We start from the raw sequence: 13,947 nt of genomic DNA on the forward strand, positions 1-13,947 counted from the left end.
AACGACTTGGTGTTGACGCCCTCGAAGAGCGCCATCAGCTTCTGCAGCGGGTCGTAGCCCTCCGAGCGCCGGTCGTAGATCAGGTCCAGAGCGGTGGTGACCTGCTCCTCGTCGAACCGTGCGATGGGCAGGATCTTGCTGGCGTGCACGATCGCCGAGTCCAGGCCGGCCTTGACGCACTCGTCCAGGAACACCGAGTTCAGCAGCACCCGGGCGGCCGGGTTCAGCCCGAAGGAGATGTTCGACAGACCGAGGGTGGTCTGGACGTCGGGGTGGCGGCGCTTGAGCTCGCGGATCGCCTCGATCGTGGCGATGCCGTCGCCCCGGGACTCTTCCTGGCCGGTGCAGATCGTGAAGGTCAGGGTGTCGATGAGGATGTCCGACTCACGGATCCCCCAGTTGGTGGTGAGGTCCGCGATGAGCCGCTGCGCGATGGCGACCTTGTGCTCGGCGGTGCGGGCCTGGCCCTCCTCGTCGATGGTCAGCGCGATCAGCGCGGCGCCATGCTCCTGCGCCAGCCGGGTGACCTTGGCGAAACGGGACTCGGGGCCGTCGCCGTCCTCGTAGTTGACGGAGTTGATGACCGCACGTCCGCCCAGCTTCTCCAGACCCGCCCGAATGACGGGAACCTCCGTGGAGTCCAGCACGATCGGCAGCGTCGAAGCCGTCGCGAAACGCCCGGCCAGCTCCTCCATGTCCGCGACACCGTCCCGGCCCACGTAGTCCACGCACAGGTCGAGCATGTGCGCACCCTCACGGATCTGGTCCCGCGCCATCTCCACACAGTCGTCCCAACGGGCCTCCAGCATGGCCTCACGGAACTTCTTCGACCCGTTGGCGTTCGTCCGCTCCCCGATCGCCATGTACGAGGTGTCCTGACGGAACGGCACCGTCTGGTACAGCGAAGCCGCACCCGGCTCCGGCCGGGGCTCCCGCCCGGTCACCGCCGCGCCGCGCACCCGCTCCACCACCTGACGCAGGTGCTCCGGCGTCGTACCACAGCACCCACCGACCAGCGACAGCCCGTACTCGCGGACGAAGGTCTCCTGCGCGTCCGCGAGCTCGGGGGCGGTCAGCGGGTAGTGCGCGCCGTCCTTGGTCAGGACCGGCAGGCCGGCGTTGGGCATGCAGGAGAGCGGGATGCGGGCGTTGCGCGCCAGGTAGCGCAGGTGCTCGCTCATCTCCGCCGGACCGGTCGCGCAGTTCAGGCCGATCATGTCGATGCCCAGCGGCTCCAGCGCCGTCAGCGCCGCCCCGATCTCCGAGCCCAGCAGCATCGTGCCGGTCGTCTCCACGGTCACCGAGCAGATCAGCGGGACGGAAACGCCCAGCGCCTCCATCGCCCGCCGCGCGCCGATGATGGAGGACTTGGTCTGCAGGAGGTCCTGGGTGGTCTCGACGAGCAGTGCGTCGGCGCCGCCGGAGAGCAGGCCCTCGGCGTTGGTCTGGTAGGCGTCGCGGATCTTGGCGTACGTGATGTGGCCGAGGGTGGGCAGCTTGGTGCCGGGGCCCATCGAGCCGAGGACCCAGCGCTGCTGCCCGGTGGAGGCGGTGAACTCGTCGGCGACCTCACGGGCGATGCGGGCACCGGACTCCGACAGCTCGAAGTTGCGCTCGGCGATGTCGTACTCGGCGAGCGCGGCGAAGTTCGCGCCGAAGGTGTTGGTCTCGACGCAGTCCACGCCCACCGAGAAGTACGCCTCGTGCACGGTGCGCACGATGTCGGGGCGGGTGACGTTGAGGACCTCGTTGCAGCCTTCGAGCTGCTGGAAGTCCTCCATCGTGGGGTCCTGCGCCTGGAGCATCGTCCCCATGGCTCCGTCGGCGACGACCACTCGGGTGGCGAGCGCCTCTCGGAGGGCATCGGCCCGGGTCTGGGTGTCTGCGGGCGGGTTCGGCAACGAGGCCATGGTTGAGCTCCCTGGGATGCGACGGCTGTCGGCTTTGCACCCCCTCTGTGTCAAGGGCGCACGCGGCCAGAGTAACCGCGCGGCCCCGGACCCGGTGAGGCTGTCCCACGTGGCGGACTGCATTCTGTGCGCGGGGGGTCCGCACGGGTTACACCTGCCCGCGGCGCCCCGGAAAACGCCCAGGCATGCACGAGGTCGGCATCGGCCGATAGTGTTCAGCATTGTCGAACTACGTCAGCAGGAGGCTTCGCCATGGCACGGAACATCCAGTCGCTCGAACGAGCCGCTGCGATGCTGCGACTCCTGGCGGGCGGGGAGCGCCGCCTGGGTCTCTCGGACGTGGCCTCCTCCCTCGGCCTGGCCAAGGGCACCGCGCACGGGATCCTGCGCACCCTGCAGGCCGAGGGGTTCGTGGAGCAGGACCCCGCGTCCGGCCGCTACCAGCTGGGCGCGGAGCTGCTGCGCCTGGGCAACAGCTACCTGGACGTGCACGAGCTGCGAGCCCGCGCCCTGGTCTGGACGGACGACCTGGCCCGGGCGAGCGGCGAGAGCGTGTACGTGGGGGTGCTTCACCAGAGCGGGGTGCTGATCATGCACCACGTGTTCCGGCCCGACGACAGCCGCCAGGTGCTGGAGGTCGGGGCCATGCAGCCGCTGCACTCCACGGCCCTGGGCAAGGTGCTGTCGGCGTACGACCCCGTCGCGCACACCCAGGTGCTGGAGGTGGAGCGGGAGGCGTTCACCCCCCGTACGGTCACCGACAGCGCGGGCTTCGAGGAGATCCTGGACCTGACCCGGGCCCGCGGCTGGGCTTCCGACGTCGAGGAGACCTGGGACGGCATCGCATCGGTGGCCGCGCCCATCCACGACCGGCGCAGGATGCCCGTCGGCGCGGTGGCCGTCGCGGGGGCCGTGGAGCGCGTCTGCGGGGAGTCCGGGGAGCCCAGGGCGTCCCTGGTGGCTTCCGTACGGGACTGCGCGAGGTCGGTTTCACGCGACCTCGGAGCGGGCCGGTTCTGAGCTTGACCTGAGCCGATCGATCCACCCAACGGCCACCTCGTGCGCCATTTGGGTGGATTTTGTCATTTTCTGATCACCCGTTGGCCTGATTTGGCCGATCGTGTCGAGTGGTAACGATCCGGTTCTTTGACCTGGTCGACCCTTGACGCGTTATTGGCCAAGGCGGAAAACTGCCGTTCATCGGTCGGCATTGTCGAACACCTACCGGCAATACGCGTTAGGGTGTGGCAAGGCCAAGGACCGGTGAAGCACTCACCGAGTGCGCGGACCACCGGACGGGACCCGGTGTCCGCCCACCCCTGCAAGGCAAAGGAGTCGCGGGTGTCCACCTCCGACATCTTCATCGGCGAGACCATCGGTACCGCCCTGCTCACACTGCTCGGCGGTGGCGTGTGCGCCGCCGTCACGCTCAAGAGCTCCAAGGCCCGCAACGCGGGCTGGCTCGCCATCACCTTCGGCTGGGGTTTCGCCGTTCTGATCGCCGCCTACGTGTCCGCCCCGCTCTCCGGTGCGCACCTCAACCCGGCGGTCACCGTGGGCCTGGCCATCAAGAACGGCGACTGGAGCGACACTCCGGTCTACTTCGCCGGACAGCTCCTCGGCGCCATGCTCGGCGCGGTCCTGATGTGGATCACGTACTACGGCCAGTTCCGGGTGCACCTCTCGGACCCGGAGCACATCCGTGACGCCACGCTCGGCCCCGAGGACCCGCACCCGCACGACCAGGCCGGCCCCGTGCTCGGCGTCTTCTCCACCGGCCCCGAGATCCGCAACGTCGTGCAGAACCTCACGACCGAGATCATCGGTACGTTCGTCCTGGTCCTGGCGATCCTGACCCAGGGCCTCCAGGACGGTGGCAAGGGCCTCGGCGTCATCGGCGTCCTGATCACCTCCTTCGTCGTCGTCGGCATCGGCCTCTCGCTCGGTGGTCCGACCGGCTACGCCATCAACCCGGTCCGCGACCTCGGTCCGCGCATCGTGCACGCCCTGCTCCCGCTGCCCAACAAGGGCGGCTCGGACTGGGGGTACTCCTGGATCCCGGTAGTCGGCCCGCTCGTCGGTGCCGCCATAGCCGGCGGTCTGTACAACATCGCGTTCGCCTGATCAGTTTCGGCCCGCGTTCGTAAGATCCGCACCGCATCCTGATTCCGCCTACTCATAGACCTGCCAGGAGCAGCCACATGACCAGCAGCACCGGCCCCTTCATCGCCGCGATCGACCAGGGCACCACCTCCTCCCGCTGCATCGTCTTCGACCGCGACGGCCGCATCGTCGCCGTCGACCAGAAGGAGCACGAGCAGATCTTCCCGAAGCCGGGCTGGGTCGAGCACGACGCCACCGAGATCTGGACCAACGTCCAGGAGGTCGTCGCCGGCGCCATCGCCAAGGCCGAGATCACCGCGGCCGACGTCAAGGCCGTCGGTATCACCAACCAGCGCGAGACCACCGTCCTGTGGGACAAGAACACCGGCGAGCCGGTGCACAACGCGCTGGTCTGGCAGGACACCCGCACCGACGCCCTGTGCAAGGAGCTCGGCCGCAACGTCGGCCAGGACCGCTTCCGCCGCGAGACCGGCCTGCCGCTGGCGAGCTACTTCGCGGGCCCGAAGGTCCGCTGGCTGCTCGACAACGTCGAGGGTCTGCGTGAGCGCGCCGCGGCCGGCGACATCCTCTTCGGCACCATGGACTCGTGGGTCATCTGGAACCTCACGGGCGGCGCCCAGGGCGGCGTGCACGTCACCGACGTCACCAACGCCTCGCGCACCATGCTGATGAACCTGCACACACGGGCCTGGGACGAGAAGATCGCCGAGTCCATGGGCGTCCCGCTCAACGTCCTCCCGGAGATCAAGTCCTCCGCCGAGGTCTACGGCCACGTCAAGGACGGCGTCCTCGCCGGCGTCCCGGTCGCCTCGGCGCTCGGCGACCAGCAGGCCGCGCTGTTCGGCCAGACGTGTTTCGCCGAGGGCGAGGCGAAGTCCACGTACGGCACCGGAACGTTCATGCTGATGAACACCGGCGACAAGATCATCAACTCCTACAGCGGCCTGCTGACCACGGTCGGCTACCAGATCGGCGACGAGAAGCCGGTCTACGCGCTGGAGGGCTCCATCGCCGTCACCGGCTCGCTCGTCCAGTGGATGCGCGACCAGATGGGCCTGATCAAGTCCGCGGCCGAGATCGAGACCCTGGCCTCCTCGGTAGAGGACAACGGCGGCGCCTACTTCGTGCCCGCCTTCTCCGGCCTGTTCGCCCCGTACTGGCGCTCCGACGCCCGCGGTGTGATCGCCGGCCTCACCCGGTACGTCACCAAGGCGCACATCGCCCGTGCCGTCCTGGAGGCCACCGCCTGGCAGACCCGTGAGATCACCGACGCCATGACCAAGGACTCGGGCGTCGAGCTCGCCGCCCTCAAGGTCGACGGCGGCATGACCTCCAACAACCTGCTGATGCAGACGCTCTCGGACTTCCTGGACGCCCCCGTGGTGCGCCCGATGGTCGCCGAGACCACCTGCCTCGGCGCCGCCTACGCCGCCGGCCTGGCCGTCGGCTTCTGGCCCGACACCGACGCCCTGCGCGCCAACTGGCGCCGCGCGGCGGAGTGGACCCCGCGGATGCCCGCCGAGCAGCGGGAGCGCGAGTACAAGAGCTGGCTCAAGGCCGTCGAGCGGTCCATGGGCTGGGTCGACGACGAAGACGCCAGCTGACCTCACTCAGCTGACGCTATCGACGAGGAGCTAAGAGAGATATGAGCAGCCTGCAGAGCGTGACCGCACTGGGCACGCACCCGACCGCCGGTTCGAACGCGAGCCGCGCCGAGACCCGTGAGCAGCTGGCGAAGGCCACGTACGACCTGCTGGTCATCGGCGGTGGAATCCTGGGCACCTCGGTGGCCTGGCACGCCGCGCAGTCGGGTCTGCGGGTCGCCATGGTGGACGCCGGCGACTTCGCCGGCGCCACCTCCTCCGCCTCCTCCAAGCTCGTCCACGGCGGCCTGCGCTACCTGCAGACCGGCGCGGTCAAGCTGGTGGCCGAGAACCACCACGAGCGGCGGGTGCTGGCCAAGGACGTGGCCCCGCACCTGGTCAACCCGCTCACCTTCTACCTGCCGGTCTACAAGGGCGGTCCGGTGGGTGCGGCCAAGCTGGGCGCGGGCGTCTTCGCCTACTCCGCCCTCTCGGCCTTCGGCGACGGCATGGGCAAGGTCATCTCCCCGGCCCGTGCCGCCGCCGACAACCCCGGCCTGAAGACGGACAACCTCAAGGCCGTCGCGGTCTACTACGACCACCAGATGAACGACTCCCGGGTCGCCGTCATGACGGTCCGCGCGGCCGTCGAGTCCGGCGCGGTCGTCCTCAACCACGCCGAGGTCACCGGCCTGCGCATGACGCGCGGCCGGGTCACCGGTGCCGAGCTCAAGGACCGTCTCGACGGCACCGAGTTCGGTGTCGACGCGCGCGTCGTGCTCAACGCCACCGGCCCGTGGGTGGACCACCTGCGGCGCATGGAAGACAAGCACTCGATGCCGTCGATCCGCCTGTCCAAGGGCGCGCACATCGTCATGAAGCGCAAGTCGCCGTGGAAGGCCGCCATGGCCACCCCGATCGACAAGTACCGCATCACCTTCGCCCTCCCGTGGGAGGACCAGCTCCTCCTCGGCACCACCGACGAGGTGTACGAGGGGGACCCGGCGGACGTGCGCGCCACCGAGTCCGACATCCAGCAGATCCTGGACGAGGCGGCCTTCTCCGTGAAGGACGCGGACCTGGACCGCTCGCTGATGACGTACGCCTTCGCGGGTCTGCGTGTGCTGCCCGGCGGCCCCGGCGGCGTGGAGAAGGCCAAGCGCGAGACGGTCGTCTCCGAGGGCGCCGGCGGCATGCTGTCGGTGGCCGGCGGCAAGTGGACGACGTACCGCCACATCGGCCGCGTGGTCATGGACAAGCTGGCGAAGCTCCCGGGCAGCCCGCTGACCGATGACATGGAGCCGGTGAAGTCGCTGGTGCGCCGGATCGCGCTGCCCGGTGTCGCCAACCCGAACGCCGTCGCGCACCGCCTGCTGGTGGACCGCGAGCCCGGCACGCGGATGGACCCGCTGACCGCGCGCCACCTGGCCTCGCACTACGGCTCGCTCGCCTTCGACATCGCGCGGATAGCCAACGAGGACCCGGCGCTGGCCGAGCGCATCCACCCCGACGGTCCGGAGATCTGGGCGCAGGTCGCCTACGCCCGTGACAACGAGTGGGCCGAGACGGTCGACGACGTGCTGCGCCGCCGCACGACGGTGACGGTCCGCGGTCTGGACGACGAGGCCGTACGGGCCCGGGTCCAGGAGATGCTGAGCCGCAAGGCATAGCGCTCACGCAGGTGGGGAAGAGGGGCGGTTCCGAGGGGAACCGCCCCTCTGTCGTGGGCTGTGGCCGACGTCCCTTCAAGGCTTAGGCTGACCCGTGTACGCAAGGGAACTTCGGAAGGAGACCTGGGTGATCGAGCTTGAGGGCGTGCCCGAGCTGATCGACCCGGTCATGGTGGCCGCGTTCGAGGGCTGGAACGACGCGGGTGACGCGGCCTCCGGTGCGGTCGCACACCTGGACCGGGAGTGGAAGGGCGAGGTGTTCGCGGCGCTCGACGCCGAGGACTACTACGACTTCCAGGTCAACCGGCCGACGGTGTGGCTGGACAACGGGGTACGGAAGATCACCTGGCCGACGACGCGGCTGTCCGTGGTCCGGATCGGCGGCGCCAAGCCGCGGGACCTGGTACTGGTGCGCGGGATCGAACCGTCCATGCGGTGGCGGTCGTTCTGCAACGAGATCCTCGGCTTCGCGCACGAGCTCGGCGTCGAGATGGTGGTCGTCCTGGGTGCGCTGCTCGGGGACACGCCGCACACCCGGCCGGTGCCGGTGAGCGGTGTCACCTCGGACGCGGACCTGGCGCGGACGATGGACCTGGAGGAGACCAAGTACGAGGGCCCGACCGGGATCGTGGGCGTGCTCCAGGAGGCCTGTACGCACGCGGGCGTTCCGGCGGTGTCGCTGTGGGCGGCGGTGCCGCACTACGTGTCGCAGCCGCCGAACCCGAAGGCGACGCTGGCGCTGCTGAACCGGCTGGAGGATCTGATCGACATCCGGATCCCGCTGGGCGAACTCCCGGAGGACGCGCGGGCGTGGCAGCTGGGCGTGGACCAACTGGCCGCCGAGGACAGCGAGGTGGCGGAGTACGTCCAGACGCTGGAGGAGGCCCGGGACACGGCCGACCTGCCGGAGGCGTCGGGCGACGCCATCGCGCGGGAGTTCGAGCGGTACTTGCGGCGCCGGGATCCCGCGGCGGGCCCGGCGGCGGAGCCGGGTGACGGCTCGTACCTGCGGGACACGTCGAGCGGTCTGACGCGTCCGCCGAAGCGGAAGCCGGACGCCTCGGGCGAGGAGCCGCCCGCCGCGCCGCCGGAGGAGCCGGGGGACGACACCCCGGAGGCGTAACGGGACGAGGGCGGGTACGGGGCGGCGCCGCTGCGCGGAGCGGTCCCCTACCCGCCTTCCACCGTTCGCCGGGCTCTGCCCGGACCCGGTCCTCAACCGCCGGACAGGGCGATGCCCCCGGCCCCGGGTGGGGCCGGGGGCATCGCGAAGGGTGCTACAGGGCGACGCCCAGGAGGGCGTCGACCGTGCGGGAGACCAGCCCGGGGGCCGATTCGTCGTCACCGTCGGAGGCGTTCTGCGCGTCCACCCAGCGGTCCACCGCCGCCAGCGCGGCAGGGGCGTCCAGGTCGTTCGACAGGGCCTCGCGGACCTCCTCGACCAGGGCGTCCGCCGGCAGCCCGTCCGGCCGCGAGACGGCCGCGCGCCAGCGCTCCAGGCGGGCGACCGCGTCCGCGAGCACCGCGTCCGTCCACTCCCAGTCGGCGCGGTAGTGGTGCGACAGCAGGGCCAGGCGGATCGCCGCCGGGTCGACCCCGGCCCGCCGCAGCGCCGAGACGAAGACGAGGTTGCCCTTCGACTTCGACATCTTCTCGCCGTGCAGGGCGACCATGCCGGCGTGTACGTACGCCTTGGCCATCGGGAACTCGCCGGTCAGCGCCTGCGCGTGCGAGGCACCCATCTCGTGGTGCGGGAACGCCAGGTCGGATCCGCCGCCCTGGATGTCGAAGCCCATGCCCAGGTGGTCGAGGGCGATCGCCACGCACTCGATGTGCCAGCCCGGCCGGCCGCGGCCCAGCGAGCCGCCGTCCCAGCTCGGCTCGCCCGGACGTGCGGCCATCCACAGCATCGGGTCCAGCGGGTTCTTCTTGCCGGGCCGGTCGGGGTCGCCGCCCCGCTCCGCCGAGAGCAGCCGCATCGCCGCGGCGTCGAGGTTCGAGACCGCGCCGAAGTGCGGGTCGGCCTCGACCGAGAAGTAGACGTCGCCCTCCAGCTCGTAGGCCGCGCCCGCGTCCCGCAGCCGCTCGACCAGCGGCACGATGCCGGGTATGGCCTCGACGGCTCCGATGTAGTGCTGCGGCGGCAGCATGCGCAGGGCGGTCATGTCCTCGCGGAAGAGGGCCGTCTCACGTTCGGCGAGCTCGGTCCAGTCGTGTCCGTCGCGCAGCGCCCGCTCAAGGAGCGGATCGTCCACGTCCGTGACGTTCTGGACGTAGTGGACCTGCCGCTTGGTGTCGAGCCACACGCGCTGTACGAGGTCGAACGCGTTGTAGGTCGCCGCGTGACCGATGTGGGTCGCGTCGTACGGGGTGATGCCGCAGACGTAGATACGGGCGACGGGACCGGGGGCGAGGGTGATCGTCCCCTGGGTCGCAGTGTCGTGGATCTTGAGGTCGCGGCCCTTGCCAGGAAGGGCGGGGACCTCGGAAGCGGGCCAGGCATGCATGTGTCGAGCCTAACCGGACGGATGTTCCGGAAACGAACCGGACCTGCACAGTTGTCTTGATCGGCACTCTTGCGGTCTGGCCGGATCTGTGCGTGCGGCTCGTGGCTGGTTCACACCGGCGGCCAGGGGATCGACGGCCACTGCCCGGACGGCTCCGGATGGATCCCGGTGCGCAGCAGCTCCGCCACCCGGCCCCGTACGGCGGCCAGCTCGACCGCGGTGATCAGTTCGGCCAGCCGGGTGGCGAGCGGGGCTCCATCGGCCAGCTCGGCGGCCAGCGAGCCCAGTATCTCGCGTGCCTCGTCCGTCAGCGGCTCCCCCGCCCAGCCCCACAGGAGGGTGCGCAGTTTGTCCTCGGCGTGGAAGGTCACGCCGTGGTCGATGCCGTAGAGGCGGCCGTCGGGTGCGGGCAGCAGGTGGCCGCCCTTGCGGTCGCCGTTGTTGATCACGGCGTCCAGGACGGCGAGCCGACGCAGCCGCGGGTCGTCGGCGTGCACGAGCAGGGCTGTGCGGCCGCCACCGATGTCGGCGAGGGCGACGGCCTTCCAGCCCTCCGCCGCCTCCTCGCCCTCGACGAGCCCGAGCAGCTCGGCGCCGGGCGCCTCGCCCTCGGGGGTCTCGATCCACCGCTGGACCATGCCCTCGCCGTACGGCCCGTCGCGGAGCACCGTGGCGGGGACCAGGCCCCAGCCGGTGGCCTCGGAGACCAGGTAGGCGGCGACCTCGCGCTGGGCGAGGTTCCCGTCGGGGAAGTCCCACAGCGGGCGCTCGCCCTTGACCGGCTTGTACACGCAGTCGGCGCTCACGCCCTCGTACGTGACGGTGCACAGCAGGACGGCGTTGGACGCCTCCCTGATCCGGCCGACGACGGTCAGCTCGCCCTTGGCGAGCAGCTCCTCGATCTCCCCCGTGGCGGTCACACCTGGCGCCGGTAGCCGTTCTGGCGCGGGCAGACGTGCCCCTCCGGGTCCAGCGGCAGACTGCACAGCGGGCACGGCGGGCGGCCCGCGTTGACCACGTCCAGGGCCCTCTTGGCGAAGGCCCGGGCCTGGGCTCCGGTGAGGCGGACCCGCAGCATCGGCGGGCCGTTCTCCTCGTCCTGGAGCAGCCGCTCCTCCGCCTCGGCGAGATCCTCGTCCGACTCGGCTTCGAGTTCCACGAGGGCCTGCGCCTCGACGATCATGCGCTGCTCCTCGCCGTCCCAGGCCAGCGCCATGGTGCCGACGCGGAACTCCTCGTCGACGGGAACGTCCAGCGGCGCGGTGTCGGCGGCCTCGGCGGGGGCGACGGCCGGGACCGGGGCGTTGCCGCCGGTGCGCCGTACGACCTCGTCCAGCAGCTCGTCCATCCGCTCGGCCAGCGCCGCGACCTGGGTCTTCTCCAGGGAGACGCTGGTGACGCGGGGGCCCGAGGAGGCCTGCAGGAAGAACGTACGGCGTCCCGGCAGACCGACCGTGCCGGCCACGAAGCGGTCCGGGGGGTCGTAGAGGAACACCTGACGGGGCACGTCCGTCTCCAAGTCTCGGCGCGGGGCGGGGCTGCGCGTGTGCGGGCCCATCCACCCTACTGCGCCGTTCGATCACGCCGCGCCCGCGCCGCCTCCCACGACCGCGTTCCCGCCGTCTTCCACTGCTTTGTCCGGCGTCTCGGAGCGCGGCACGAGCGCGCCGAAGTCCCCGGTGTCGCCCAGCCGGAACACGAACGGCCGGGTGGGCGTGTAGCGGACGGCCGTCACGGAGCAGGGGTCGACGTGGATGCGCTGGAAGAGGTCCAGGTGCATGCCCAGGGCGTCGGCGACAACGGACTTGATGATGTCGCCGTGGGAGCACATCAGGAAGACGGCGTCGCTCCCGTGCTCCTCCTCGATCCGCGCGTTCCAGTCCCGTACGGCCTCCACGGCGCGCGCCTGCATGGCGCGCATGGACTCGCCGCCGGGGAAGGCGGCCGCGGACGGGTGCTGCTGGACGATCTTCATCAGGGGCTCTTCGGCGAGTTCCGAGAGTTTGCGGCCCGACCAGTCGCCGTAGTGGCACTCGCCGATCCGCTCGTCGGTGTGCACCTCCAGGTCCGGCCGGGCGGCCAGCAGCGGTGCGAGGGTCTCCCGGCAGCGCTGCAGCGGGCTGGTGACGGCGGCGGCGAGCGGTACGCCCACCAGCCTCCCGGGCAGCGCGGCGGCCTGCTCGGCACCGCGCTCGTCGAGGGCCACTCCCGGGGTCCATCCGGCGAGCAGCCCAGCGGTGTTGGCGGTGGACCGCCCGTGTCGTACGAGGATCAGCGTGGCCATGGCGCCAGCCTATGCTCTGACGCCCAGGTGCGGGCGGGCCGTGGGCGGGGGAGAATGCCCCGCGTGATTGTGGACTGTGCGATTTACCGGGACGGCCGCCGCACCGAGGGACCCGAGGACTTCTCGGACGCCCTGGACGAGGCGCGGGCGGCGGGTGACGCCTTCCTCTGGGTCGGCATGCACGAGCCGTCGGAGAAGGAATTCGAGTACGTCCGCAGCGAGTTCGGTCTGCACGCGCTGGCGGTGGAGGACGCGCTGACCGCGCACCAGCGCCCGAAGCTGGAGGTGTACGACGATTCGCTGTTCGTCGTCCTCAAGCCGGTGATGTACGACGACGACACCGACACGGTGACCGCCGGCGAGCTGATGGTCTTCATCGGTGACTCCTTCGTGGTCACCGTCCGGCACGGCGAGGGGGCCCCGCTGGCGGCCGTACGGCGCCGGCTGGAGCAGGAGCCCGACGTGCTGCGGCACGGCCCCACGGCGGTGCTGTACGCGGTCTCCGACGCGGTGGTGGACCACTACATCGAGGTGGCGGCCGAGCTGCAGGCGGACCTGGAGGAGCTGGAGGCCGAGGTCTTCGCCCCGAACGCCTCCGACACCAAGAACACCGCCTCCAGGATCTACGGCTTCAAGCGGCAGGTGCTGGAGTTCCGCCGGTCGACGAGCCCGCTGCTGCAGCCGATGAACCGGCTCGCCTTCGGGAGCGTGCCCTTCGTCCACGAGCACTCCCAGCCGTTCTTCCGCGACGTCGCCGACCACCTGACCAAGGCGAACGAGTACATCGAGGGCCTGGACCGGCTGCTGTCGGACGCGCTCGCCGCGCACCTCGCGCAGATGGGCGTCCGGCAGAACGACGACATGCGCAAGATCTCGGCGTGGGCGGCGATGGCGGCCGTCCCCACGATGGTGGCGGGGATCTACGGGATGAACTTCGACGTGATGCCGGAGCTGCGGCACGCCTGGGGCTATCCGGCGGTGATCGTGGTCATGGCCGGCGCGTGTCTGGGCCTGCACCGCATGTTCAAGCGCCGGGGCTGGCTGTAGCTTCCGGCGCGGGGACGCGGGCTACGCGAACTCGGGCGAGGTGAGCGGCGCTCCGCCCAGGGCGTCGCGCCGCTCGGGCATGGTGAGGCTGACCATCCGGTGCCAGCGGCTGAACCGCTCGTACGCGTACATCCCCCGGATGCCGGCGGCGAGCGCGGCAGCCTTCGGCGCGGGCCAGCGCAGCAGCCGCCCCATGTGGTCCATGACGGCGAGGCTCACGTCCCGGTAGACGGCGATCTCGACGAGCGCGCTCTCCCGCAGCACCCTCTGGATGGTGCGGCCGTGTCCCAGCCGGACCAGGCGCAGCAACTCCTCGTGACAGTAGGCGAGGTGGTTGTCCTCGTCGCGGCTGATCATGCGGATGGCGTTGCCGAGCTCGGGGTGGTCGCCGAAGTTCCTGACCAGCATGTCCATCTGGTCGGCGGCGCGCTGTTCGGTGACCCGGCTGTGCGCGAGGTAGACCACGATGTCGTGCTCGGTCAGCGGCTCCTCGCGGCGCAGCTTCTCGTGCGCGAGACCGATCCCGCGCCGCTCCAGCAGCATCGTGTAGTCGGTCTCGGGCGGTACGGGGACGGGCGGCAGCCCGCGCTTGCGGAGCAGCGCGTTGAAGATCCGCCCGTGCTTGTCCTCGTCGGCGCCGTGCCGGGTGATCTTGGGTGCCAGACCGCGCATCGAGCCGGGCACGAGGGCCGCGATCCGGGCGTTCTCCCAGCCGCCCTGGGACTCCCCGCTGGCGGCGATGGAGCAGAACAGCTGGAAGGCGTCGTCGTCGACGACGATCTCCTGGAACAGGCTGCGGGCAGAGAGCATGCAACGAGTCAA

The 13,947-nt window shown here is 70.7% G+C and carries 12 protein-coding genes; 6 read left to right on the forward strand and 6 right to left on the reverse strand.

All coding sequences use genetic code 11. The features are described 5' to 3' along the window. Positions 1-1,910: homocysteine S-methyltransferase family protein (locus ACFYOB_RS32095; protein ID WP_388565922.1), on the reverse strand; the 1,910-nt coding region annotated here is incomplete at its 3' end. 252 nt (positions 1,911-2,162) lie between these two features. Here ACFYOB_RS32095 and ACFYOB_RS32100 point away from each other — a divergent pair. The 5 genes from ACFYOB_RS32100 (at position 2,163) to ACFYOB_RS32120 (ending at position 8,410) form a co-directional block, all read left to right on the forward strand. Then, on the forward strand, positions 2,163-2,930 hold the full coding sequence (locus ACFYOB_RS32100) for an IclR family transcriptional regulator (protein WP_388565925.1): 768 nt from the start codon (positions 2,163-2,165) through the stop codon (positions 2,928-2,930). A gap of 321 nt (positions 2,931-3,251) precedes the next feature. Then, positions 3,252-4,034: an MIP/aquaporin family protein gene (locus ACFYOB_RS32105; protein ID WP_388565927.1), complete on the forward strand. Its 783-nt coding sequence runs from the start codon at positions 3,252-3,254 to the stop codon at positions 4,032-4,034. Between the two features lie 77 nt (positions 4,035-4,111). Next, positions 4,112-5,638, forward strand: a complete 1,527-nt coding sequence (gene glpK / locus ACFYOB_RS32110) for a glycerol kinase GlpK (RefSeq protein ID WP_388565930.1) — start codon at positions 4,112-4,114, stop codon at positions 5,636-5,638. A gap of 41 nt (positions 5,639-5,679) precedes the next feature. Continuing rightward, positions 5,680-7,287 carry an FAD-dependent oxidoreductase gene (locus ACFYOB_RS32115; RefSeq protein WP_388565933.1) on the forward strand — a complete coding sequence of 536 codons (1,608 nt, stop codon included), beginning with the start codon at positions 5,680-5,682 and terminating at the stop codon, positions 7,285-7,287. Positions 7,288-7,414: 127 nt separating this feature from the next. After that, the gene (locus ACFYOB_RS32120; protein ID WP_388565936.1) at positions 7,415-8,410 is read left to right on the forward strand and encodes a PAC2 family protein; all 996 of its coding nucleotides are present in this window, start codon (positions 7,415-7,417) and stop codon (positions 8,408-8,410) included. A 154-nt stretch (positions 8,411-8,564) separates the two neighbouring features. On the opposite strand, the gene mshC is transcribed toward ACFYOB_RS32120, so the two are convergent. The 4 genes from mshC to ACFYOB_RS32140 form a co-directional block, all read right to left on the reverse strand. Further along, on the reverse strand, positions 8,565-9,794 hold the full coding sequence (gene mshC / locus ACFYOB_RS32125) for a cysteine--1-D-myo-inosityl 2-amino-2-deoxy-alpha-D-glucopyranoside ligase (protein ID WP_328924863.1): 1,230 nt from the start codon (positions 9,792-9,794) through the stop codon (positions 8,565-8,567). Positions 9,795-9,904: 110 nt separating this feature from the next. Next, positions 9,905-10,747, reverse strand: coding sequence for an SCO1664 family protein (locus tag ACFYOB_RS32130; protein WP_388566180.1), 843 nt, complete (start codon positions 10,745-10,747; stop codon positions 9,905-9,907). Continuing rightward, positions 10,711-11,301, reverse strand: a complete 591-nt coding sequence (locus tag ACFYOB_RS32135) for a DUF3090 domain-containing protein (RefSeq protein WP_362398553.1) — start codon at positions 11,299-11,301, stop codon at positions 10,711-10,713. The genes ACFYOB_RS32130 and ACFYOB_RS32135 overlap by 37 nt, the downstream gene beginning before the upstream one ends. A 72-nt stretch (positions 11,302-11,373) precedes the next feature. Continuing rightward, on the reverse strand, positions 11,374-12,078 hold the full coding sequence (locus tag ACFYOB_RS32140) for a histidine phosphatase family protein (protein WP_388565941.1): 705 nt from the start codon (positions 12,076-12,078) through the stop codon (positions 11,374-11,376). A 54-nt stretch (positions 12,079-12,132) separates the two neighbouring features. Here ACFYOB_RS32140 and ACFYOB_RS32145 point away from each other — a divergent pair, with 54 nt between their 5' ends. Next, positions 12,133-13,125 carry a magnesium and cobalt transport protein CorA gene (locus ACFYOB_RS32145; protein ID WP_388565943.1) on the forward strand — a complete coding sequence of 331 codons (993 nt, stop codon included), beginning with the start codon at positions 12,133-12,135 and terminating at the stop codon, positions 13,123-13,125. 21 nt (positions 13,126-13,146) lie between these two features. Here ACFYOB_RS32145 and ACFYOB_RS32150 read toward each other — a convergent pair whose 3' ends face one another. Continuing rightward, the gene (locus ACFYOB_RS32150) at positions 13,147-13,935 is read right to left on the reverse strand and encodes a ferritin-like domain-containing protein (protein WP_388565946.1); all 789 of its coding nucleotides are present in this window, start codon (positions 13,933-13,935) and stop codon (positions 13,147-13,149) included. Positions 13,936-13,947 lie beyond the last annotated feature (12 nt).

The sequence above is a fragment of the Streptomyces sp. NPDC006463 genome (genome assembly GCF_042870715.1).
Taxonomy (GTDB): domain Bacteria; phylum Actinomycetota; class Actinomycetes; order Streptomycetales; family Streptomycetaceae; genus Streptomyces.

What these genes read in the sequence shown, in the direction of transcription:
- ACFYOB_RS32150 (WP_388565946.1), bottom strand. Translation starts at nt 13,935, where the DNA reads ATGCTCTCTGCCCGCAGCCTGTTCCAGGAGATCGTCGTCGACGACGAC.
- ACFYOB_RS32115 (WP_388565933.1), top strand. Translation starts at nt 5,680, where the DNA reads ATGAGCAGCCTGCAGAGCGTGACCGCACTGGGCACGCACCCGACCGCC.
- ACFYOB_RS32140 (WP_388565941.1), bottom strand. Translation starts at nt 12,078, where the DNA reads ATGGCCACGCTGATCCTCGTACGACACGGGCGGTCCACCGCCAACACC.
- ACFYOB_RS32145 (WP_388565943.1), top strand. Translation starts at nt 12,133, where the DNA reads ATGCCCCGCGTGATTGTGGACTGTGCGATTTACCGGGACGGCCGCCGC.
- mshC (WP_328924863.1), bottom strand. Translation starts at nt 9,794, where the DNA reads ATGCATGCCTGGCCCGCTTCCGAGGTCCCCGCCCTTCCTGGCAAGGGC.
- ACFYOB_RS32100 (WP_388565925.1), top strand. Translation starts at nt 2,163, where the DNA reads ATGGCACGGAACATCCAGTCGCTCGAACGAGCCGCTGCGATGCTGCGA.
- glpK (WP_388565930.1), top strand. Translation starts at nt 4,112, where the DNA reads ATGACCAGCAGCACCGGCCCCTTCATCGCCGCGATCGACCAGGGCACC.